At 67.6% G+C, this 20268-nt stretch carries 24 protein-coding genes; 4 read left to right on the top strand and 20 right to left on the bottom strand.

Features of this window, described 5'->3' with window-relative positions; genetic code table 11:
* Nucleotides 1-114 precede the first annotated feature (114 nt).
* On the top strand, nucleotides 115-471 hold the full coding sequence (gene uraH / locus BYZ73_RS10565) for a hydroxyisourate hydrolase (RefSeq protein WP_112315916.1): 357 nt from the start codon (nucleotides 115-117) through the stop codon (nucleotides 469-471).
* On the opposite strand, the gene BYZ73_RS10560 is transcribed toward uraH, so the two are convergent.
* Nucleotides 456-1388 carry a LysR family transcriptional regulator gene (locus BYZ73_RS10560; RefSeq protein WP_112315915.1) on the bottom strand — a complete coding sequence of 311 codons (933 nt, stop codon included), beginning with the start codon at nucleotides 1386-1388 and terminating at the stop codon, nucleotides 456-458. The two genes, uraH and BYZ73_RS10560, sit on opposite strands and share 16 nt — an antisense overlap.
* A 100-nt stretch (nucleotides 1389-1488) precedes the next feature.
* Here BYZ73_RS10560 and BYZ73_RS10555 point away from each other — a divergent pair, with 100 nt between their 5' ends.
* Nucleotides 1489-2727 carry a urate hydroxylase PuuD gene (locus BYZ73_RS10555; RefSeq protein WP_112315914.1) on the top strand — a complete coding sequence of 413 codons (1239 nt, stop codon included), beginning with the start codon at nucleotides 1489-1491 and terminating at the stop codon, nucleotides 2725-2727.
* A gap of 89 nt (nucleotides 2728-2816) precedes the next feature.
* Here the strand turns inward: BYZ73_RS10555 and BYZ73_RS10550 are convergent, their stop codons facing one another.
* The 12 genes from BYZ73_RS10550 to BYZ73_RS10495 all read right to left on the bottom strand — a co-directional run bounded on the left by BYZ73_RS10550 (nucleotide 2817) and on the right by BYZ73_RS10495 (nucleotide 13478).
* Nucleotides 2817-4475: a hypothetical protein gene (locus BYZ73_RS10550; protein ID WP_108026771.1), complete on the bottom strand. Its 1659-nt coding sequence runs from the start codon at nucleotides 4473-4475 to the stop codon at nucleotides 2817-2819.
* A complete protein-coding gene (locus tag BYZ73_RS10545) occupies nucleotides 4472-5596 on the bottom strand; it encodes a protein-glutamate methylesterase/protein-glutamine glutaminase (protein ID WP_112315913.1) in 1125 nt (374 codons plus the stop codon). The genes BYZ73_RS10550 and BYZ73_RS10545 overlap by 4 nt, the downstream gene beginning before the upstream one ends.
* A 1-nt stretch (nucleotide 5597) precedes the next feature.
* Nucleotides 5598-6497, bottom strand: coding sequence for a CheR family methyltransferase (locus tag BYZ73_RS10540; RefSeq protein WP_112315912.1), 900 nt, complete (start codon nucleotides 6495-6497; stop codon nucleotides 5598-5600).
* Nucleotides 6498-6512: 15 nt separating this feature from the next.
* Nucleotides 6513-6989 (bottom strand): chemotaxis protein CheW, encoded by a 477-nt coding sequence (locus BYZ73_RS10535; protein ID WP_108026738.1) that lies wholly within the window; start codon nucleotides 6987-6989, stop codon nucleotides 6513-6515.
* Complete coding sequence (locus tag BYZ73_RS10530; protein WP_112315911.1) at nucleotides 6986-8629, bottom strand: methyl-accepting chemotaxis protein; 1644 nt, start codon at nucleotides 8627-8629, stop codon at nucleotides 6986-6988. The genes BYZ73_RS10535 and BYZ73_RS10530 overlap by 4 nt, the downstream gene beginning before the upstream one ends.
* Complete coding sequence (locus BYZ73_RS10525) at nucleotides 8620-9102, bottom strand: chemotaxis protein CheW (protein ID WP_112315910.1); 483 nt, start codon at nucleotides 9100-9102, stop codon at nucleotides 8620-8622. The genes BYZ73_RS10530 and BYZ73_RS10525 overlap by 10 nt, the downstream gene beginning before the upstream one ends.
* Nucleotides 9102-11126: a chemotaxis protein CheA gene (locus BYZ73_RS10520; protein WP_108026730.1), complete on the bottom strand. Its 2025-nt coding sequence runs from the start codon at nucleotides 11124-11126 to the stop codon at nucleotides 9102-9104. Before BYZ73_RS10520 ends, BYZ73_RS10525 begins: the two co-directional genes overlap by 1 nt.
* Nucleotides 11123-11491: a response regulator gene (locus tag BYZ73_RS10515; protein ID WP_075785150.1), complete on the bottom strand. Its 369-nt coding sequence runs from the start codon at nucleotides 11489-11491 to the stop codon at nucleotides 11123-11125. The genes BYZ73_RS10520 and BYZ73_RS10515 overlap by 4 nt, the downstream gene beginning before the upstream one ends.
* Nucleotides 11492-11512: 21 nt before the next feature.
* Nucleotides 11513-11818 carry an STAS domain-containing protein gene (locus BYZ73_RS10510; RefSeq protein ID WP_112315909.1) on the bottom strand — a complete coding sequence of 102 codons (306 nt, stop codon included), beginning with the start codon at nucleotides 11816-11818 and terminating at the stop codon, nucleotides 11513-11515.
* 259 nt (nucleotides 11819-12077) lie between these two features.
* A complete protein-coding gene (locus BYZ73_RS10505) occupies nucleotides 12078-12668 on the bottom strand; it encodes a tyrosine-protein phosphatase (RefSeq protein WP_112315908.1) in 591 nt (196 codons plus the stop codon).
* Nucleotides 12665-13216 (bottom strand): cytochrome b/b6 domain-containing protein, encoded by a 552-nt coding sequence (locus BYZ73_RS10500; protein ID WP_112315907.1) that lies wholly within the window; start codon nucleotides 13214-13216, stop codon nucleotides 12665-12667. The genes BYZ73_RS10505 and BYZ73_RS10500 overlap by 4 nt, the downstream gene beginning before the upstream one ends.
* On the bottom strand, nucleotides 13209-13478 hold the full coding sequence (locus BYZ73_RS10495) for a PepSY domain-containing protein (protein WP_108026722.1): 270 nt from the start codon (nucleotides 13476-13478) through the stop codon (nucleotides 13209-13211). Before BYZ73_RS10495 ends, BYZ73_RS10500 begins: the two co-directional genes overlap by 8 nt.
* A gap of 132 nt (nucleotides 13479-13610) precedes the next feature.
* Here BYZ73_RS10495 and BYZ73_RS10490 point away from each other — a divergent pair, with 132 nt between their 5' ends.
* Both BYZ73_RS10490 and BYZ73_RS10485 read left to right on the top strand, forming a co-directional pair.
* Complete coding sequence (locus BYZ73_RS10490) at nucleotides 13611-14264, top strand: response regulator transcription factor (RefSeq protein WP_112315906.1); 654 nt, start codon at nucleotides 13611-13613, stop codon at nucleotides 14262-14264.
* Entirely contained in the window at nucleotides 14261-15493 is a 1233-nt protein-coding gene (locus BYZ73_RS10485) for a histidine kinase dimerization/phospho-acceptor domain-containing protein (protein ID WP_112315905.1), read from the top strand. The genes BYZ73_RS10490 and BYZ73_RS10485 overlap by 4 nt, the downstream gene beginning before the upstream one ends.
* A gap of 34 nt (nucleotides 15494-15527) precedes the next feature.
* Here the strand turns inward: BYZ73_RS10485 and BYZ73_RS10480 are convergent, their stop codons facing one another.
* The 7 genes from BYZ73_RS10480 to secF form a co-directional block, all read right to left on the bottom strand.
* Nucleotides 15528-16073, bottom strand: a complete 546-nt coding sequence (locus BYZ73_RS10480) for a DsbE family thiol:disulfide interchange protein (RefSeq protein ID WP_112315904.1) — start codon at nucleotides 16071-16073, stop codon at nucleotides 15528-15530.
* Entirely contained in the window at nucleotides 16066-16224 is a 159-nt protein-coding gene (ccmD, locus tag BYZ73_RS10475; RefSeq protein WP_112315903.1) for a heme exporter protein CcmD, read from the bottom strand. Before ccmD ends, BYZ73_RS10480 begins: the two co-directional genes overlap by 8 nt.
* The gene (locus BYZ73_RS10470; RefSeq protein ID WP_112315902.1) at nucleotides 16221-16952 is read right to left on the bottom strand and encodes a heme ABC transporter permease; all 732 of its coding nucleotides are present in this window, start codon (nucleotides 16950-16952) and stop codon (nucleotides 16221-16223) included. The genes ccmD and BYZ73_RS10470 overlap by 4 nt, the downstream gene beginning before the upstream one ends.
* 56 nt (nucleotides 16953-17008) lie before the next feature.
* Nucleotides 17009-17665, bottom strand: coding sequence for a heme exporter protein CcmB (gene ccmB / locus BYZ73_RS10465; protein WP_112315901.1), 657 nt, complete (start codon nucleotides 17663-17665; stop codon nucleotides 17009-17011).
* Nucleotides 17662-18276, bottom strand: coding sequence for a heme ABC exporter ATP-binding protein CcmA (gene ccmA / locus BYZ73_RS10460; protein WP_112315900.1), 615 nt, complete (start codon nucleotides 18274-18276; stop codon nucleotides 17662-17664). The genes ccmB and ccmA overlap by 4 nt, the downstream gene beginning before the upstream one ends.
* Before the next feature lie 535 nt (nucleotides 18277-18811).
* A complete protein-coding gene (locus tag BYZ73_RS10455) occupies nucleotides 18812-19180 on the bottom strand; it encodes an Mth938-like domain-containing protein (protein WP_112315899.1) in 369 nt (122 codons plus the stop codon).
* A 109-nt stretch (nucleotides 19181-19289) separates the two neighbouring features.
* Nucleotides 19290-20261 (bottom strand): protein translocase subunit SecF, encoded by a 972-nt coding sequence (secF, locus tag BYZ73_RS10450; protein ID WP_112315898.1) that lies wholly within the window; start codon nucleotides 20259-20261, stop codon nucleotides 19290-19292.
* Between the last annotated feature and the right edge of the window lie 7 nt (nucleotides 20262-20268).

Here is a 20268-nt window from a genome sequence, read left to right as displayed (position 1 = left end):
CCAGGATGAACATGCCGTCTTTCAAGAATTGCCTGAAAGTCTTTCGGGGTCTTCCGTGGTTCCGGCCTTTCGGGCCATAAGCGATCTATCGGCCCGAAGCAGCGCGAGGACAAGATGCCCGGATACCTGACCACCCACGTCCTGGACACCGCCACCGGCGCCCCGGCCGCGGGGTTGAAGATCGCCCTTTACCGCGTCTCGGGCAATTCGCATTGCAAGATCGCCGAGACCGTGACCAATGCCGACGGCCGCACCGACGCCCCGATCCTGCCGCAGGACAGCTTCAAGACCGGCACCTATGAACTGGTCTTCTTCGCGGGCGACTACCTGAAACGCGCGGGCCTCGCGGGGGGCGAGGTGCTTTTCCTCGACCAGATCCCGATCCGCTTCGGCATGGACGACCCGGAGGCGCATTACCATGTGCCGCTGCTGCTGTCGCCCTATGGCTATTCGACCTATCGCGGCAGCTGATAGATCCGGTTGCGGGCGCGCAGCACCGTCTTGATCCGCCCGGCCATGAACTCGATGAACAGCCGGCTTTTCGGGTCCTGATTGCGCTTGTGCGGGAAAAGGCAGGCAAGCCGCGCATCGGGCGGCGGGGTCTCTTCGCAGACCGGGATCAGCGCGCCCGAGGCCAGATGCTCGGCCACGTCGAAGACGGGTTTCAGCACCACGCCGCGCCCGTCCAGCGCCCAGGCAGTCAGCACATCGCCGTCATCGCAGGCATAGGGCCCCTTGACGTTGAAGGCCTGCGGCCCCTCGGGCGTCTGCAACGTCCAGCGAAACTCGCGCGAACCGGGAAAGCGCAGCAACAGGCAGTCATGGCCCTGCCCGATCAGGTCGGCCCCGGTCCGCGGCAGACCCCGCCGCGCGATATAGGTGGGCGCCGCGCACAGCACCCGCGGGCAATCGCCAAGCGACCGGACCTTCAGTCCCGAATCCGGCAGATCGCCCAGCAGAAACCCCACATCGAGCCCCTCGCCCGTCAGATCGACCCGCCGGTCCGACAGCCTCAGCCGCACATGGATGTCCGGGTACTGGTCCTGAAACAGCACCACATTGGGCGCGATCAGCCGCCGCCCAACCCCCAAAGGCGCCGAGACGTACAGCGAGCCCCGCGGGTGATGGGTGATTTCCTGCACCGCGGCCTCGGCCTCTTCCAGCGCCTCGAGCACCTGCACCGCCTTGGGATAGTAGATCCGCCCCTGTTCGGTCGGCTGGATCGAGCGCGTGGTCCGGGTGAACAGACGAATGCCCAGATGCCGTTCCAGATCCGCGACCCTGGAGGACGCCACCGCCGCCGAAACCTGCAGATCGCGCGCGGCCGCCGACATGTTGCCCAATTCGTAGACACGAACGAACATGCGGATATTGTTGATGCCGGCCACGCTCTATTCTTCGGGATTTCTTGAAACTGCTCGGGATAATCGGGAATTATCAGAAAGCCGGTCCCGCGTATAGCCTGCGGCCAACTCAGGGAGAACGCTCATGTTCGACATCGCGCTGGTCTGGGACTGGCTGGAATTTGCCGTGCGCTGGCTGCATGTCATCGCCGGAATCGCCTGGATCGGATCGTCCTTCTACTTCATCGCGCTCGATCTGGGGCTGACGAAGGACCGCCCCCTGCCCGAGGGCGTTCTGGGCGAGGAATGGCAGGTTCATGGTGGCGGTTTCTACCATATCCAGAAATACACGGTCGCGCCCGCGCATATGCCCGAGCATCTGACCTGGTTCAAATGGGAGGCCTACTGGACGTTCCTGTCCGGGCTGATGCTGCTGGCGCTGGTCTACTGGATGGGGGCAGACCTCTTCCTGATCGACTATGACAAGATCCAGTGGGCGCCCTGGCAGGCCATCGCGCTGTCGGCTGGCTCGCTGACCATCGGCTGGATCTGCTACGACCTGCTCTGCCGCAGCCAGCTGGGCGGGCGGCCCACGGTGCTGATGCTGATCCTCTTCGCGATCATCGTGGCGATGGCCTGGGGCTACACCCAGATCTTCACCGGCCGCGCGGCGCTGCTGCATCTGGGCGCCTTCACCGGCACGATCATGGTGGCCAACGTCTTTCTGGTCATCATGCCGAACCAGCGCGTGGTGGTGGCCGATCTCAAGGCTGGCCGCACCCCCGACCCTAAATACGGCAAGATCGCCAAGCTGCGGTCGACCCACAACAACTACCTGACGCTTCCGGTCCTCTTCCTGATGCTGTCGACCCATTACCCGCTGGCCTTCGCAAGCGCCTATAACTGGCTGATCGCAAGCCTTGTCTTCCTGATGGGAGTCACGATCCGGCATTTCTTCAACAGCATGCATGCCCGGAAGGGCCGCCCCTGGTGGACCTGGGCCGCGACCGCCGCGATATTCCTTGCCATCGTCGCGCTGTCCCTGGTGCCGACACGGACCGCGTCCGACGCCCCCGAAACCGCCACCCTTCCCGCGCCGCTGGCACGCGTTGCGGCGGCCGAAGGCTTCGACGAGGTCCGCGACATCGTCGAAAGCCGGTGTTCGATGTGCCATACGGCCGATCCGCTCTGGCCCGGGCTCGGTCAGGCCCCGAAGGGGGTGCGGCTCGACAGCACTGGCGGGATCGCGCTCCATGCCCGCGACATCTACCGGCAAGCAGGGCTGACCCGGGCGATGCCGCCCGGCAACGTGATGATGATGGCCCCCGAGGAACGGGCCAGGATCGTCGCATGGTACCAGGGAATCGACCGGACACCCCGCTGACGCGAGCGGTTTTTGACACCTCTCCACGCCACGCGCTTTGGCCTTGCGGCGCGCACACGACCGGACAGTCCGGCCCGGGAAGCCCGGGCCTAGAAGAACACGTCTTCCCCGCCGCTGGCCTGGGCGACGGCACAATCGGGCGGCGGGGCCCAGCACAACCGTTCGCATAAGTCGCGATGCAGCACGCGTTCCTCGTCCATCGTGTAAAGCTCCCAGGCAGTGCGCAGCACCTCGGGGTCAGGACTGGCCAGAGGTGCGGCCGCCTCGGCATCGGGCAGAGAGGCGGCGATCCGGCCTAGGACCGACTGCAGATCCTCACAGGTCTCGGGAATCTTGTCCCGCAGCGAGGTCAGCAAATGGCCCGTGCCCCGGCTGACAGCCTGCCCCGCGCTGAAGACCTCTTCCAGTTCGATGGCCATCTGAGAGCCGGAACTCTCGATCTCGGCGATGGCGGTCGCAAGCCGCGACCGGATCCCGTCAACCAACGCCGAAATCCGCTTGTCGGTCGCGGCAAGCGACTTCCAGACCATCCCGAATTCGCCAGCCGCCCCGGCGGCGAGATGACGCAACTGCGTCGCGATCTCGCGAAGCGCATCGCCGTCATCGCCCAGTTCGCCACAGGCCAGCACCGCATTGGTGCCCACCAGACGCAGATCCTCGGCCAGCGACGAGATGTCGTTCAGGACTTTTCGCAGCCGCTCCATCTCGGACAAGAGAAGCTCGGATGCCTCAAGCATGACCGTGCGCCGGTGGCGGATCTCGTCGACACGCGCCTCGACGGACCGGACCCGGTCGTGCATCATCCCGAACAGATTCAGTCGGTGCCGTTCCGAACCGGCACCGGAACTGCCGGCGATATCCTCGAAACGCGAGACCCCGTCGCGCAGGCCCAGCAGAATGCTGGCGGTTTCGGTCGCAAGGTCGGCATGAGCCCCGACAAGCTGAGCGCGCGCCAGTGGCGCCAGCGCCGGGTCGCCGCCCGGACCGTTGGCCATCTCGAGGATCTGGCCGGCGTGGTCGATCCGCTGACTGGCCCGATCACCCGCCTGAAGGCTGACGATCAACTGGCCGAAATCGTCCTTCAGCCGCTCCATGGTCAGGGCCAGCGGACGCCCGAAAGCCGTTTCGTTGCGCCTTTCGCCCCGGAAGGCAGAGACCATCTGCCCGACCTCGACAAACTTTGGCAAAAGCGTCGCCACCTCGCGCCGAAGGCTGGGCAGGTCGCTATGGCCGAGAACCGCCAGACAGACCGAAATACGTTCGGTGACGGCCGCAACGTCGGAGACGATTGCGTCGGAATGACCCACAAGGTCGCGGGCGCTTTCCGCAAAGGCTTCCAGACGCATATGCCGCGTGCTCAGCGAAAACACATAGATCCGCGCATTGGTGGCCACGAACTTCATCGTCTTCAGCTTGCGAGCTATGTCAGTGATCGTGGCGCCCAGCTTCTCGATCATGGAACGAAGTTCGGTCACGTTCCGGGCGCCGGCCAGCAGGTCGGCATCGAGGGCTCCGGCCGAGGTCTGCAGACGGTCTGCATAGACTCCGACCGCGTCCAGCACGTCCGGAGCCCGGTTCACCAGATCGCCCAACGGCGCGGTCAGGGCCTCGATCTGCTCGTCCATCGACACCAGCGACCGGCCAGCCGCCAGAAACGCCGCCTCGACCTCGCGGCGCAGCACATGCACCTCGGCGCCGCCAGTATGGCGGGCCCCATGCTGGGAAAGAGTTCGCGAATGGGCAGTCACGGCAAGGCCTTTCTGTCTTCCCGGGTCACGCGGGCAGTAATCTCGCGGGCGATGTCACCAAGCGTGGCCACACGGTCGACCGCGCCTCGTTCCACGGCGGCCCGGGGCATGCCGTACACGACGCAGCTGGCCTCGTCCTGAGCCAGGGTCCAGGCGCCGGCCTGATGCAGCTCGGCCATGCCCTGGGCTCCGTCATCGCCCATGCCGGTCAGGATCGCGGCTACGGCTCCGCCCCCCGCGGCCTGCGCCACCGACCGGAACAGCACATCGACAGACGGACGATGGCGCGCCACACAGGGGCCGTCATGCAGTTCGACCCGGTAAAGCTTGCCGCTGCGCCGCAGGACCAGATGGCGGTGGCCGGGCGCAATCACCGCGACCCCCGGGGTCAGTACCTCGCCCGTCTCGGCCTCCTTGACGTGAAGGCGGCAGGTCAGGTTGAGCCGGTCGGCAAAGGCGCGGGTAAAATGCTGGGGCATGTGCTGCACGACCGCGATCGGCGGCAGCCCGGAGGGAAGCGCCTCCAGCACGACCTTCAGCGCCTCCGTGCCGCCGGTCGAGGCGCCGAGGGCGATCACCGGCGGACCCGAGAACCCCGGCGCGGTCGCAATGCGCGGCAGGATCACATCGGCAGTGTGGCGTTCGCCGACCTGGATCGGCCCGGCTGCCGCGGCTGTCTGGGTCGTCCGGGCGCGCGGATGACGGGATTGCACCGCTGCCCGGATCGCGTCCGAGATCCGCACCGCCGCCTCGCGCCGCTCTTCGGGGGTGGCCACGCTGGGCTTGGCCAGAACTTCGGCCGCGCCAAGCTCGAGCGCCTTGAACGACGCCTCGGACCCCGACTTCGTGAAAGCGGAAATCACCACCACCGGCAGCGGACGCTGGCTCATGATCTTGCGAAGGAAGGTCAGCCCGTCCATCCGCGGCATTTCCAGATCCAAGAGCAAGACGTCGGGCAGGCTGTCGCGCATCATCTCGACCGCGACGAAGGGATCGGGTGCGGCGCCGATCAGGTCCAGCCCGGGATCTTCGGCGATCAGCTTCTTGAACGCTATCCGGATCGAGGCGCTGTCGTCGATCAGAAGAACGCGGATCGGGTCTGAGATCTCGGAACGCGGCATGTCACTCGGCCTTTACGAAGGTTGCAGGGCCGACCTGCCGGAGGTCGGAGCAGTGGGCCACCATCGATTCCGAATGGCCAAGATAAAGCGTACCGCCCGCCGCAAGATGCAGCGCAATATGGTCGATGAGGCGGGTCTGGTCCTCTGCCGAAAAGTAGATCAGCACGTTGCGCAGGAAGACCACGTCGATATCCGTGTCGATCGCAAAGTCGAAATCCATCAGGTTGAGTTGGCCGAAGCAGACCCGGCGGCGCAGTTCGGGTACGATCCGCCAGCTGCCCCTGAGATCGCCATGGCCCTGCATCATCCAGCGCCGGCGATCTTCCGGACGAAGCGGCCCCAGCATCGATTCGGGGTAGATCGCCCGGCGAGCGACAGCCAGAACCTCGGTGTTGATATCGGTCGCGAGGACCGCCCAGTTGAACGCCCCGTCCCGTTCGGCAAGCGAGGCCAGGCACATGGCGATGGACCAGGCCTCTGCTCCGGTCGAGGCGGCAGCGGACCAGACCTTTACGGGTTGACCGGTCCCGGAGCGCCGCGCAATCGCGGCGGGCGCGGCAACGTCCATCAAATGATCGAAATGGGCGGGTTCGCGGAAGAAATCGGTCTTGTTCGTGGTGACGGCATCGAAGATTGCCGTGCGTTCCTCATCGAGCGCGCCATCCTCGAAGAGGTGCCTGAAGTAGCCGTCGAGATCGGAAATGCCCAGCTGCGACATCCTCCGGCGCAGCCGGCCGTCCACCATCGTCCGTTTCGCATCCGACAGCCGCACGCCGATCTCGGCCTCGACGAAAGCCGCGAAGCGGGCAAAGTCGCTGGCGGTGCGGCGCGGCGCGCCGCGGCGCGCCGGGCCGTCCGGATCGTTGGCCTCATCGGCAGGGAACGGCGACAGGATCGACATCGGACCGGTCTCACCTCATGCGTCAAGCGGGTCGGCAGGCTGCGGCGCCGGGACCGCCTCGAACAGCCGATCGAGGTCGAGCAGCGTGACGAATTCGCCCTGACGCCGGCCGATCCCCGAAATCAGCCGCTTGTCCCAGTTGAGCAATTTCGCCTCTGGCACATCCTCGACCCGGTCGCCATCCAGCGCCGCTACCTCGAAGACCCGATCGGTCCGAAGCGCGACCTGCGCCCGACGCCCGCCGGTCTCGAGCCAGAGCACGACGATGCGCGTCGCGTCGTCCTCATCGGCGGCAGGCAGACCCAGAATCACACGCAGATCGACCACCGAAACGCCAGTGCCGCGCACGTCGATCACTCCCAGCACATGGGCAGGGGCATTGGGAATGCGCGCGATCCGGCGCCGGTCGAGGATCTCCTGGACGCGGGCCACCGGTACCGCGAACCGCTCGTCCCCCACACCCAGGGTCACGACCTGCCCGATGCCGCTCATGCCGCGCTGTCCTTTTTCCAGTCGCGCATGAACTTCGCGTCGAGCCCGTCATCCTCGCTGTCGAGATTGAAATCGAAGCCCAGTGCGGCGGTCCGGCGATCCTGGCGCGGCCTGCTGCGTGCCGGCGTCGGACGGGGGGCCGCACCGCCCTCGGCGAGGCGGAAATAACCGATGGCGGATTGCAGCTGTTCGGCCTGGCTGGCCAGTTCCTCGGCGGTGCTGGACAGCTCTTCGGAAGCCGAGGTGTTTTCCTGAGTGACCTTGTCGAGTTGCTGGATCGCAAGGTTGACCTGACCGGCACCGGTCGCCTGTTCCTGGGTCGAGCGCGAGATCTGGGTGACCAGTTCCGAGGTGCGCTCGATATCGGGAACCAGACTTTCCAGCATGGTGCCCGCCTCGCGCGCGGCCTTCACGGTGCTGCCCGACAGGGACGAAATCTCGCCCGCCGCACTCTGGCTGCGTTCGGCCAGCTTGCGGACCTCGGAGGCGACGACCGCAAAGCCACGCCCGTGTTCGCCCGCCCGCGCCGCCTCGACGGCGGCGTTCAGCGCCAGAAGGTCGGTCTGACGGGCGATTTCCTGCACCACCATGATCTTCTCGGCGATGGTCTGCATCGCCTCGACCGCCTCCTTCACCGCCACCCCGCTGACCCGCGCATCGCTTGCGGACTTGCGCGCCATCCGTTCGGTCTCGGCCGCATTCTCGGCGTTCTGCTGGATCGTCGCGGCAATCTCTTCCATCGAGGCGGAGGCCTCTTCGGTCGACGACGCCTGTTCGGTCGCGCCCTGACTGAGTTCTTCCGAAGTCACCGACATCTGCCCCGCCCCGGTCGAGACGTTGCGCGCGGCGGTGCTGACCTCGCCCACGACCGTGCGCAGCTTTTCGCACATGAGGTTCAGCGCCTTTAGCAGATCCCCCACCTCGTCATTGGTCGTCACCCGGGCACTTTGCGACAGATCGCCCCCGGCGACGGCCCGCGCCAGACGGTTGGCCCCGGCCAGACCGTTGGAGATCGAGCGCAGCATCAGGATGGCCAGCACCGCACCGATGACGACCGCGCCGACGATCATCCCGATCGCCAGACGCCGGGCCTGTTCGAAGCGGTGCGCACTGTCGGCCGCGGCGGACAGCATCATCTCGTTGTTGCGCTCGCGGATGCCGATCAGGTTGGCCTCCATCTTCGACCAGATAACCGGCGCCTCCTCGGACAAGACGGCATAGGCGGCATCTTTCTGTCCCGCCTCGGCCAGCGACATCGCCTTGGCCGAGGTGCCGCGCAACTCCTGGTAGAGTGCGCCATAGTCCTCAAGCGCGGCACGCCCCTCGGGTGTGCTGCGATCCTGCAGATCCGAAACGTATTTCTCGTGCAATGTGCGCGAAGCCGTCAGCGCCTGGGCCACCGCCTCGCGCTGCGCCTGGGTTTCCGCCAGAACGTATTCCCGCACATCCATCTGCGCGCGCAACGCCTCGGCGGTGACAGCCAGCGTCAGTTCGACCCGTTTGGCACCGTTATCGACAATATCCGTCAGCCGGCTGTTCAGAGCGGACATGTCGGACAGGGTGATGCCGATGCCCAGCGCCGACATGAGGATCAGCAGGACGAAAGCCCCGGCCAGTTTCAGCTTTATGGTCAGACGCATGACGAGGGGTCCTTTTCGAGGGAGAAATCCGCGCTGTCCTCCGACAGGGCGGCGGCATAGATCCGGGCGAGATCCGGAACGATCACAAAACCCTGGTCCGTTCGCGCGATCCCGGACAGGAATTCGGGGGGCCATCGCATGCCGACTTCGGGGATCTCTCCGACCGCGGCATCGTCGAGTTCGGTCACGTCGAGGACCCGATCGGCAATGACGGCGACGGTGGTCTCGGCGCCCGCGACCGGCACATCCAGCACCAGCATCCGGGTATGTTCGTCCGGCGGACGCGATGTCATGCCGAAGGCCACCCGCAGGTCGGTCAGCGGAACCACCGTGCCGCGCACATTGATAAGCCCGGTGGCGAAGGACCCGGCGCGCGGGACGCGGGTCACCGGAACCGGTTCGAGGATCTCATGCAGGATCCGTGTCGGAATCGCGAAAATCTCGTCGGAGAGGGTCAGGGTGACGGCCTGCATCATGCGGCTCCCTTCCGCTTGCGGGCCCGATCCTCGATCGCGGTGCCCAGCGCGATCAGATGGCCCACGTCGAGGATGAGCGCCACGGTCCCGTCGCCTAGGATCGTCGCGCCGGAAAAAGCCTTGAGCCCGGCATGGATGCAGGACAGCTGCTTGATGACGGTCTGGGCGTTGGCAACGATCCGGTCGACAACGAGCCCGATCCGGCCATGGCTGCCCGCCACGATCACCACTTTCTGGAAATCGGGCCGCGGCCCGGGGGTCTCGAACACCTCAGCCAGGCGCAGGAAGGGCACCAGATCGCCGCGGACGTTGAGGAAATTGGACCGCCCCGCCCCCAGAGCCAGGTCGGGCGGCAGTTCCACGCATTCCTCGACGGCCGCGACCGGGATCGAATAGCGTTCGCCGCCCACCTCGACCAGCAGCCCGTCGGTGATGGCCAGCGTCAGCGGCAGCCGCAGGGTCACGGTCGTGCCATGGCCTGGTTCGCTGTCGACATCGATCTGGCCGCGCAACCCCTGAACGACGCTGCGCACGACATCCATGCCGACCCCGCGCCCGGAAAGTTCCGTGACCGCCGGCGCGGTCGAAAACCCCGGCTCGAAGATCAGCCGGAAAAGTTCTGGGCCCGTGGCCTGGCTGTTGGCGGGCAGCAACCCGCGCTCGATCGCCTTGGCGCGCAGTTTCCCGGCATCGAGCCCCCGGCCGTCGTCACGAATGCGGATATGGACCTCGGCCCCGGCATGGGTCGCGCTCAGCGTGATCGTGCCCTGCCGCGGTTTGCCGACCGCAGTCCGCGCGGTGCCATCCTCGATCCCGTGATCGGCGGCGTTGCGCAGGATATGCACCAGCGGGTCGTTCAGCAGCTCGATCACGGTCTTGTCGAGTTCGGTCTCGCCGCCGGTGGTCACGAAATCGATGGGCTTGGCCAACTGGTCCGAAAGGTCGTGGACGAGACGGCGGAAGCGGCTGAAAAGATTGCCGATCGGCAGCATGCGGATCGACATTGTGGTTTCGCGCATGCCCGAAGTCAGGCGCCGGATATCCTCGGCCACCGCCATCAGCGCCGGGCTTTGGAGAGCCATCGAAAGATCATGCAGACGCGATTCCGCGATCACCAGTTCGCCGACGCGATCCATGATCTCGTCGAGCCGCTCGGTCGCGACCCGCATCGTCGAACGTTCGCGCTGACGCGTCGCGGTGCCCGGGACGGGCTCGGCCGGCGCGTCGGCAGAGGCCCCCGGCGGCGCCGCAGATACAGTTTGCGGGGGCGTCTCGGGGACGCGGTCCGGAGCGGACCCCGCGTCCGGCCCCGACAGCGGCGTCACGTCGAGCACAAGATCGTCGCGCAGGAACAGGAACACCTCGTCGATGCGCGCCCGATCAAGGGCGGCGGCGATTTCGACCGTCCAGGCGAAAGGCGGACAGGCCGGGTCGAGCGCGTCGAGCGCGGGCAAGGCTGCGGCCTCGCAGGTGATCCGCACCGCATCGGGGGCAAGGTCCGTCAGTTCGGCCAGCAGCGCCGGAACATTCACCCCAAGGCCAAGCGCCGTGGGACCGAGCGAAAACGAAATGCGCCATCCCTCTTCGGCCGGGGCCGCGGCGGGCATCGCGGGAGACGTGTCGGCAGGAGGGTCGGCGGCCGGTGCCGCCCCGCCAAGCGCGACGTCCAGCGCCTCGAGGATGCTGGCATTGCCCGCCCGGGCCGCGGCGGCATCGTCGAGAAGCGCGGTGATCTGGTCGCAGGCCCGAAGCGCCACGTTGATCAGAGCGTCGCTGGCGGTCCGGCCGGGTGCGCGCAGCGCCTCGAAGGCGGTTTCAAACCCGTGCAGGAAATGCGCAAGATCGACATGGCCGAACATCGCGCCCGACCCCTTGAGAGTGTGGATGTCGCGAAACAGCGCGTCGATCAAGGCGCGGTCCCCCGGTGCCGCCGACAGGTCGAGCAGATTGCGCTCGATCGCACCTTGCAGTTCGCGCGCCTCGATCAGGAAGACTGCCGCGCCATCGTCGTCGTCGATCATGTCCCCACCATTCGCTTGACCACGGTCAGAAGCTGCGCCTGGTCGAAGGGCTTCGACATCCAGCCCAGCGCCCCGGCGGCCTTGGCCTGCTGGCGCAGGTCGTCGCGGGTTTCCGTCGACAGAAAGACGATGGGCACGCCCATCCCGCCCGGCCGCCCCCGATAAGCGCGGATGAAGGACAGCCCGTCCATCCGGGGCATGTTCTGGTCGGTCAGGATCGCGTCGGGCCGCACCGAGGCAAGCAGCGACAGGGCCTCTTCGCCGTCGCCGGCCTCCATCACGTCATAGCCCGCCCCCGCAAGGGTCTTCTTCACCATCTGCCGCACCGACGGGGAATCGTCGACGATGAAGACCTTCTTCGCCATTTTGAACCTCCTGAGTCCTGGTCACACCTGCGCGGACGCCACCGCGCCCGCACCGCGCAGCAGGGCCGGGTCGAGGCCGCAACCGCGCATGCACGTTTCGACCAGCCCATCCGGCGGCAGGTCGATTTCGAGCGTTGCTCCCAGGGCGCTGGCGGTCTTCGCGGCGGACAGAAGCACCGCAACCCCCGACAAGTCGCAGCGCATCCATCCCGCCGTTTCGATCCGGTAGGTCCCCTCCGAGCGCAGGTCGGAGACAAGCCGGGCCCGCAGATCGTCGGCGACTTCAAGGTCGATCCCGTCGATTCCGTGAATCAGGCTTGTTGCCATCGTCGCCTCCTGTGATCTTCGACTCTCTCTAGCCCGAAAAACTTAACGCTACGTCAAGTTGTGCCGGAGGCTCGCCTTCGCAGGTGTGGGGATGCGTGAGAGCACGCCTGCCCCGGATCTCAGGGCTTTGGGACGACGTAAGGGCAAGCGCCCGGTATTTTGGGGGAACAAGCGGGTGAAATTGCATCGCCCCCCGGACAGGGGATCCGCAGGCGCCAAACGGCCGGGCCGGGGCACGTGCCCCGCCCTGGCCTTGCGATCAGCTTTTTCCGAAGCCCAGCGCGGGTTCCAGCGCCTCCCAGCTTTCGTCCATGGCGAAAGCCGCAGAGAGATAAGGGATGCCGAGATGGCCATAGCGGAAAGAGAGCTGACCCTCGGCCTCGGCCTCGGACCCGCCCGAGAGGCCCGCGAGGTAGAGCGCGCTGACAAGCCCGGTCCGGTCGGCGCCCTGACGGCAGTGGATCAGGATCGGCTTGGGCAGGCGCCGCATCAGATCGAGCAGCGCCTCGGCCTCGCTGCCCGAAACGGGGCGGCTGGCGGACAGCGCGAAATCGGCATGGACCGCCCCCGCCCGGCCCGTCGCGGCCAGTTCGTCGCGATACCAGCCATGGCCGGTGCTCGCCCCCCGCAGGTTCAGCACACTGCGGATGCCATGAGCCCGGATCGCCCGTTCAAGCGCGTCCGGGTCGAGCTGCGCCGATCGGAAAAGCTCCTGCGGGAGGATCTCGTGAAAATTGCCCATCGCTTGCAGATAGCCCGCCCAGCCGACCGCCGCCCCCAGCGCCAGAGCGGCGGCCAGGGCGCCCCGGCGGAGCCGGCGCCCGAAGCCCGCCCGGAACCGACGCCTCATGCGTCCTGCCCCGGTCGCCGCCGCTTGCGGCCGGTGACCATGGCACGCGCCAGGTTCTCGCGCTGACGCAGGCTTTCGACGATCACCCCGGTCACATGCAAAGCGACCAGCCAGAGGATGGCGATGGCGAAGCCTTCATGGATCTCCTCCATCGCGTCCGAGCCCCAGAAGGCATCGGTGGTCTGCAGCCAGCCGGTCAGCGCGGTCAGCGCGGTCACGGTCAGAAGCGCGAGGATCATCGCGCCCCCGGCCGGGTTGTGGCCCAGGTAATGCGGGGCGCGCCCGGCGATCAGGTGGCGCAGATACTGCAAGACCGCCCCCGGGCCGTGCAGGAAATCGGAAAACCTGGCATGGCGGGGTCCCACCAGCCCCCAGACGACGCGCGCGAGGATCAGGCCCGCCACCGCATAGCCCGCCGCCTCATGCCCCCATTTCCACCCGTCCGCGGTGATCCAGGCCGCCCCGATCAGGGCGGCCTGGCTCCAGTGAAACACGCGCACGAACGGGTCCCAGACGACGGTCAGGACGGGTTCGGCGGCCTCAGTCATCCGAGCCGACCTGCTCGAAGGTCTTGGGATCGAAGAAGACCTCGACCCGTTTGCCCGAGGCGTCATGGGCATAGACCTCGTAGCAGCCATCCTCGACCTTGACATTGGCGACCTCCCAGCCCTGCGCGGTCAGCTCGGCGGTCAGGTCCTCTACCGGACGCCACTCGGCCTGCGGGACCGAACACAGATCCTTGGCCAAAGCCGGGCCGCCGACGAGGGACGCGGACAGGGAAAGCGCAAGCAGCGGAAGCACGAGACGCATCGGAAGACTCCTCCAAAAGGTGCGATGGCCCGCTATGCCCGCCCTGCCTTGCGCCTTGCTTACAGCGGATACGCGCGGGCCGCGCCGGGCCGGAACCTTTGCGGCGGGGCGCAAAAGCGGTTAGCTGGCGCCATGAGAGTGCTTGTCATCGAAGATACCGCCGATCTGGCCGAGGCGATCCGGACCTATCTGGGCCGCGAGGGCCATGCGGTCGACCTGGCGGCCGATTGCGCCGAGGCGGGGCTGGCGCTCGATCTGGCCCCCTATGACGGGATCGTGCTCGATCTGGGGCTGCCCGACGGATCGGGGCTCGACTTGCTGCGGCAGCGGCGGCGGGGCGGGTTGCGGACGCCGGTGGTGATCCTGACCGCCCGCGACCAGATCGGCGACCGGATCGCGGGGCTCGACAGCGGCGCCGACGATTATGTGGTCAAGCCGGTCGATCTGGGCGAACTGGCGGCGCGGCTGCGCGCCAATGCCCGTCGCTCCGAGGGCGATCCGGCGGCCGAAGTGCAGCTCGGGCCGTTCCGGGTGGACCGCGCCCGCGCCCGGATCTGGCAGGGCCCCGACGAAATCCGGCTGACCGCGCGCGAATGGGCGGTGCTCGACGCCCTGCTGGCGGCGCGCGGACGGGTGCTGTCGCGGCAAGCGCTCGAGGACCGGCTCTACGATTTCGACGCAGCGGTTTCCGGCAATGCGGTCGAGGTCTATGTCTCGCGGCTGCGCACCAAGCTGGGGCGCGGGGTGATCGAGACCCGGCGCGGCATCGGATACCAGATCCCGTGAGCGGCTGGTCGCTCAGCGGGCGCCTGACCCGGCGCGTGCTGGTCCGGGTCGGGATCGGCTGGCTGCTGAGCCTCGCGGTCGGGCTTTGGGTCATCGCCCACGAGATGAACGAGCTTCTGGACCGCGGACTCGGGACCCAGGCCGATCTGGTGCTGGCACTGGTCGAGGCCGGCCGGCCCCTGCCCCGCCTGTCGCCCGAGCTGCATCTGCGGGTGCTGCGCGCGGGCCGCGCCGCCCCGCCCGCCCCCTGGCCCGATCTGACGCAGAGCGACCATGTCGAAACCGCCGACTGGCACGTCTTTCGCCGGGACAGTCCCGATGGGCGTCTGGCGGTCGAGCTGGGTCAGGACACCGGCTGGCGCCGGGACGAGCTGATGGAGGCCGCCCGCGCCTTCCTGCTGCTGATGGGCGCGGTCCTGCTGACCGCGGTGCTGACGATCCGCCAGGGCACCCGCGCCGCGCTGAAACCGGCGCGCGACTTTGCCGAGGCCATGGCCCGGCGGGACGCGGCCGATCTGTCGCCGCTGTCGGCGCGCGACCTTCCGGCGGAACTCGCGCCGATCCCGCGCGCACTGAACGGCTATCTGGGGCGGATCGAGACCCTGCTTGAAACCGAACGCCGCTTTGCTGCCGATGCGGCGCACGAGCTGCGCACGCCCATCGCCAGCGCCGCCGCCCAGGCGCAACTGATCGCCGAGGGCAAGGCCGATCCGGCCGCGGTACCGCGCCTCAGGCAGGCGCTCGACCGGCTCGGGCGTCTTGTCGAGCGGCTCTTGCAACTCTCCCGCGCCGAGGCCGGGACCGGCCGGATGGATGACCGCGCCGACCTGATCGCGGTGCTGCATCTGCTGATCCGCGACCGCCCGGGGACCGCGATCCGATTCGACGACGCCGATATCGAGCGGCTCGATCTGGCGCTTTCGCCCGACAGTCTGGCGATCCTGCTGGCCAATCTGATCGACAATGCCCGCGAGCATGGCACAGGGCCGGTCGAAATCGGGCTTTCGCCCGGGCCGGTGCTGAGCATCGCCAATCCCGTCGAGGGACCGGCCGATCTGACCTTCGAGCGATTTGCCAAGCGGCGGGGGTCTCGGGGCGCGGGACTGGGGCTGTCGATTGTCCGGGCCATCGCCGATCAGCACGGCATCGGGATTTCGCATGAGATGACAGGCAAGCGCATGACGATCCGACTGGACCTCGCGGGCTGTGCAATTGCACCCGGCGCCTGAACTCGGGGGGCGTTGATGACGTTCCGCGACCGGACTACTGCGCGGCGGACTCCATCGCCGGCCGGATCGTGGCCTGGACGATTTCCGGGGTCAGCGGCCCGGGATGGCGCAAGAGGACCGTGCCGTTGCCGTCCAGGACGAAGGTCTCGGGCACCCCGTAGACGCCCCATTCGATGGCCGTACGGCCCGACGGGTCGGCGCCGATCGCGGCAAAGGGATCGCCAAGCTCGTCGAGGAAACGCCGCGCCTTCACCGGATCGTCCTTGTAGTTGATGCCATAGATCGGGACCCCAGCCTCGGCCAGAGCCTTGAGGTCGGGATGCTCTTCGCGGCAGGGCGCACACCAGCTGGCCCAGAAATTCACCAGCTTGACCTGGCCGTCCCGCAGCGTCTCGGCGGTAAAGGGCGTCTCGTCTCCCAGATCAGACAACACGAGCGCCGGGGCGGGCTTGCCGACCAGCATCGAGGGCAGCGCATCCGGATCGTCGCGGGTCATGCCGATGAAGAACAGCGCGGCCAGCCCGGCAAAGATCACCGGCGGCAGCAGCAGAAGCGGAGAGATCCCGCGTTTCTCAGACATCCGGCTTTCTCCTTGCCTCGACCTCGTCAAGCTGGCGCCGCACCCGCGCCGCGCGCCAGAGCGACAGCGCCACCAGCCCTGCGAGCAGCCCCAGGGTGACGCCGTAGGAGGACAGCACCGCGAGTGCGTATTTCCCAAGATCGGGCATCATGCCATCCGCTCCCGCGCGATCATCGCCCGGATGCGGCGGGCCCGGATCTCGGTCCGGGTGCGCAGCAGGACCAGCGCGACGAACAGGCAGACGAAACCCGCGATGCAGAACAGAAGCGGAATGTAGAACACGTCGGCCACGTTTTCCTTCTTGTCGAGGCTGAGCGAGGCGCCCTGGTGCAGGCCCTGGCTCCAGAAGTTCACCGCGTAGCGGCTGAGCACCGCGAAGACAGAGCCGACGATACACAGGACCGAGGTCAGATCCGCGGCGGCATCGGGGTTCTCGATGGCCTCCCAGAGCGCGATATAGCCGAGATAGAACAGGAACAGGATCAGGAACGAGGTCAGGCGCGGGTCCCAGACCCAGTAGGTACCCCACATCGGCTCGCCCCAAATCGCGCCGGTGACCAGCGCGATCAGCGTCATGGTCATGCCGATGGGCGCGGCCGCCCGCGCCGCCAGCGCCGAGACGTGGTGGCGGCGGACCAGCCAGATCAGCGAAGTCACCAGCATCATCACCCAGGCGTTGATGGCCATCATAGCCGAGGGCACATGGATGTAGATGATCTTGACGGTGGAGCCGAAATTCTCGGCCTCGGGCGTCAGGAAGAAGCCCCAGACCAGCCCCACCCCCAGACAGATCGCCGCCGCCACCGAGAAGACCGGCAGCAGGACCGACGAGGTCCGCATGAATTTCTGAGGGTTGGCATATTCCCAAAGCGACGGCATGAGCGTGTTCCTAGTGGCGTTTCCGAAGGCCCTCAAGTGACGAGCGTGTGAGGCCCCTAGCGCAGATTGATACGGATTGCCGCAGCCGCGGCAAAAGGCAGGAGCGCGGTCGCCGCCAGCGTGATCGCGGCCAGCATCAGAAGGGGCGTGCCGGTGTCGCGCCCGTCGATGCCGCGCGCCACCGCCTCGGCGCCGAAGATTAGCGTCGGCACGTAAAGCGGCAGCACCAGCAGCGACAGCAGCAGCCCGCCGCGCTTGAGCCCCACGGTCAGCGCCGCCCCGAAGCTGCCGATCATGCTGAGAGCGGGCGTGCCGAGCGCGAGGCTCGCGGCCAGCCAGCCATAGCCCGCCGCAGGCAGGTTCAGCAGAAGCCCAAGGCCCGGGGCCGCCAGCGTCAGCGGCAGGCCGGTCGTCACCCAATGCGCCGCCGCCTTCATCGCGACGACGCCTTCCAGCGGGATCGGCGCGGTCGCCAGCAGATCGAGCGATCCGTCCTCGTGGTCGAGCGCGAAGATCCGGTCGAGCGACAGCAGGCAGGCCAGCAGCGCGCCGACCCAGAGGATGCCGGGTGCGATGGCCGCCAGCAGGGCACGGTCGGAGCCGACGCCGAAGGGCACCAGCACGACGACGATCAGGAAGAAGGCCAGCCCCAGACCGAAGCCGCCGCCCGCGCGGATCGCGAGCCTGAGGTCGCGCAGCAGGAGCGCGATCATGCGAAGGCCTCGTCGAAGCTGTCGATCCGGCACGGGCGGGCGCGGAAGGCCGTGACGTCCAGCACGCCCGCCTCGAAGCCGAGGTCGATATGGGTCGCGATCAGGGCTGCGCCGCCCTGCGCGAGATGCCGGGCGACGGCGTGGCCGAACTGCGCAACCGAGGCCGCGTCGAGCGAGACGGTGGGTTCGTCGAGCATCCAGATCGGACGACCGGTGACCAGAAGCCGAGCGAGGCCGAGGCGGCGTTTCTGCCCGGCCGACAGGTTCTGGGCCGGACGCCCGGCGAGATCCGCGAGATCGAAGGCCTCGAGCGCCGGGGCGATATCGGTCTGGCCGAAGATGCGGGCCCAGAAGGTCAGGTTTTCTGTCACGGTGAGGGTGGCCTTGAGCCCGTCGGCATGGGCGGCGTAGGCAATCGACTCGGGCGGCGCCGAGACGGTGCCCGCCAGCGGCGGCTGCAGCCCCGCGAGCGTGCGCAGAAGCGTCGTCTTGCCGATGCCGTTCGGTCCGCGCAGCATCAGCGCCTGCCCGGCCGCGAGGGTGAAGCCCACCCCTTCGAGGACCGGCACGCCGCCGCGTGCGCAGGCTAGATCCGTCACCACCAGTTCCATGCGCCCCGCATAGCCGAAAGGGCGGCAGGCGGAAAGCCGGAAAGGGGCGGCTCCCGCCCCCGGCCGGCGCGGCGCTGACGCGCCCGCTTGTCCGGCGTTGGGCCGGGCGCGCGCGTGCCGCGCGCGCGGCCTCCGGCGGGGGTATTGGCGCCAAGAAGAACGGAGGTGCCACGATCAAGGATGACTGCGGCTTTCAGGACGACTGGCCGGGGCGGATCCCGGGGGCGCCCCCCCCCGGGCGGCGGATTACGGGATCGGGGCTGGCGCGGGTGTCCACCGCCAGGGATCTCGCAGGGTTCAGGCCCGAACGACCCTTCCGGGCGTCCCAAGGCTCGCCTGCGTCAGAGGGAAGGCCATCTGAGGCAGTGTCGACTCTCTTCCGGTCGGGCCGAATGGAGGGGCTGGCTCAAGACGGCAGGACGACCAGGTGAGTTCCAAGCGCAACGGCGTTCCGCGTTCGGCCAACCGTTCCCGGCACTGGACACCTGACACGGCAGAGAGATGACTTCGATCCGGAGGCGGCAGGACCCGGCCGTCAGGCCTCGGGCGCAGGCATCGGGACCAGGGCGACGGCGATGCGGCGGCCCTCGGCCAGAAGCACGTTGTAGCTGCGCGCGGCCGAGGGGCTCGACATCAGTTCGACCCCGAGCCCGGCCGCCTCGAGCCGCGACTGGAGCCGGTTGGGGAGCGGCACGAGGGTCGGCCCGGTGCCGATCAGCAGGATATCGACGCGACCGGCCAGCGCCATCAGGGGCGCCTCGTCCTCGGGACCGGCCCACCCCGCGATCCGGCCGAGGGCCACGAGCGCCCCGCCTTCGCGGACCTCGCCGCCGATCCGGAAGAAGCCCGGGCCATAGCCGTCGATGGGCAGGCCCTCGGGGATGGTCATCTCGGTCAGTTTCATCGGGCTCTCCTGTCGCGTCACGAAGCCCGATCATGGCACGGGCGCCAGGCGGAGGAAACCGCCCGGCGCCCGGGATCTTCAGGTCATCGCCCGCAGGGTCCGCTGCGGATCAGCCCTCGGCCTTGGCAAACTGGGTGCCCGCACCGCCGTCGCCATCCTTGGACCAGTCGCGCTTGACCCCCAGCATCAGCAGGATGTTCGAGGCCACGAAGATCGAGGAATAGGTGCCGACGATGATGCCCCAGGTCATCGCGAAGACAAACCCCCGGATCACGTCGCCCCCCAGAACGATCAGCGCGATCAGCGCCAGAATCGTCGTGAAGGAGGTCATTGTGGTCCGCGAGAGCGTCTCGTTGATCGAGAGGTTCAGCACGTCCTTGAGGTCCATCTTCTTGAACTTGCGCAGGTTCTCGCGGACCCGGTCGAACACCACCACGGTGTCGTTGACCGAATAGCCGACGATGGTCAGAAGCGCCGCGATGATCGCCAGATCGAACCTCAGCTGCAGCCCGGCGAAGATACCCATGGTCAGCGTCACGTCATGGATCAGCGCGACCACGGCCCCAAGACCGAACTGCCATTCGAAGCGTAGCCAGATATAGACCAGCATGGCGAGGATCGAGAGGCTGACCGCGATGGCCGCCGACTGCACCAGCTCGCCCGAGACCTTGGGCCCCACGCTTTCGACCGAGGGGAAGGTGATCGAGGGATCGATCCCGGTCAGTGCCTCTTCCAGCGCTGCGATGGTCTCGGGAGTGACGCTTTCGGCATCGCCCTGGGCCTGGATCCGGATCTGGGCCACGTTCTTCTCGGGGCCGAAGCTCGGGTCGAACACCTCGGTGATCGAGACGTCGCCCAGATCGAGCGCCGAGATCGCCTGGCGATAGGCGCCGACATCGACCGGCTGGCTGCTTTCGGTGCGGATCGTGGTGCCGCCCTTGAAGTCGATGCCGAAGTTGAGCCCCATCGTGAAGACCAGCACGATGGAGACCACCATCGCCAGCGCAGAAGCGCCAAGCGAGACATGCGAGAACTTGAAGAAGTCCCAGTTGGTATCGGAGGGAACGAGTTTCAGGCGCATGGATCTT

The organism is Rhodovulum viride (genome assembly GCF_003265965.1).
GTDB classification, from domain to species: domain Bacteria; phylum Pseudomonadota; class Alphaproteobacteria; order Rhodobacterales; family Rhodobacteraceae; genus Rhodovulum; species Rhodovulum kholense.
The sequence above is the reverse complement of the archived record's forward strand: the minus strand, read 5'-3'. Positions and strand labels throughout refer to the sequence as shown.

Coding starts and splice junctions, on each gene's coding strand:
- BYZ73_RS10505 (WP_112315908.1), bottom strand. CDS start 12,668: ATGAGGCGTCGGTTCCGGGCGGGCTTCGGGCGCCGGCTCCGCCGGGGC.
- ccmA (WP_112315900.1), bottom strand. CDS start 18,276: ATGGAACTGGTGGTGACGGATCTAGCCTGCGCACGCGGCGGCGTGCCG.
- BYZ73_RS10530 (WP_112315911.1), bottom strand. CDS start 8,629: ATGCGTCTGACCATAAAGCTGAAACTGGCCGGGGCTTTCGTCCTGCTG.
- BYZ73_RS10495 (WP_108026722.1), bottom strand. CDS start 13,478: ATGCGTCTCGTGCTTCCGCTGCTTGCGCTTTCCCTGTCCGCGTCCCTC.
- BYZ73_RS10515 (WP_075785150.1), bottom strand. CDS start 11,491: ATGGCGAAGAAGGTCTTCATCGTCGACGATTCCCCGTCGGTGCGGCAG.
- BYZ73_RS10490 (WP_112315906.1), top strand. CDS start 13,611: ATGAGAGTGCTTGTCATCGAAGATACCGCCGATCTGGCCGAGGCGATC.
- secF (WP_112315898.1), bottom strand. CDS start 20,261: ATGCGCCTGAAACTCGTTCCCTCCGATACCAACTGGGACTTCTTCAAG.
- BYZ73_RS10545 (WP_112315913.1), bottom strand. CDS start 5,596: ATGCCGCGTTCCGAGATCTCAGACCCGATCCGCGTTCTTCTGATCGAC.
- BYZ73_RS10510 (WP_112315909.1), bottom strand. CDS start 11,818: ATGGCAACAAGCCTGATTCACGGAATCGACGGGATCGACCTTGAAGTC.
- ccmD (WP_112315903.1), bottom strand. CDS start 16,224: ATGATGCCCGATCTTGGGAAATACGCACTCGCGGTGCTGTCCTCCTAC.
- BYZ73_RS10540 (WP_112315912.1), bottom strand. CDS start 6,497: ATGTCGATCCTGTCGCCGTTCCCTGCCGATGAGGCCAACGATCCGGAC.
- BYZ73_RS10455 (WP_112315899.1), bottom strand. CDS start 19,180: ATGAAACTGACCGAGATGACCATCCCCGAGGGCCTGCCCATCGACGGC.
- BYZ73_RS10535 (WP_108026738.1), bottom strand. CDS start 6,989: ATGAGCGGCATCGGGCAGGTCGTGACCCTGGGTGTGGGGGACGAGCGG.
- uraH (WP_112315916.1), top strand. CDS start 115: ATGCCCGGATACCTGACCACCCACGTCCTGGACACCGCCACCGGCGCC.
- BYZ73_RS10525 (WP_112315910.1), bottom strand. CDS start 9,102: ATGCAGGCCGTCACCCTGACCCTCTCCGACGAGATTTTCGCGATTCCG.
- BYZ73_RS10500 (WP_112315907.1), bottom strand. CDS start 13,216: ATGACTGAGGCCGCCGAACCCGTCCTGACCGTCGTCTGGGACCCGTTC.
- BYZ73_RS10480 (WP_112315904.1), bottom strand. CDS start 16,073: ATGTCTGAGAAACGCGGGATCTCTCCGCTTCTGCTGCTGCCGCCGGTG.
- ccmB (WP_112315901.1), bottom strand. CDS start 17,665: ATGATCGCGCTCCTGCTGCGCGACCTCAGGCTCGCGATCCGCGCGGGC.
- BYZ73_RS10555 (WP_112315914.1), top strand. CDS start 1,489: ATGTTCGACATCGCGCTGGTCTGGGACTGGCTGGAATTTGCCGTGCGC.
- BYZ73_RS10520 (WP_108026730.1), bottom strand. CDS start 11,126: ATGATCGACGACGACGATGGCGCGGCAGTCTTCCTGATCGAGGCGCGC.
- BYZ73_RS10470 (WP_112315902.1), bottom strand. CDS start 16,952: ATGCCGTCGCTTTGGGAATATGCCAACCCTCAGAAATTCATGCGGACC.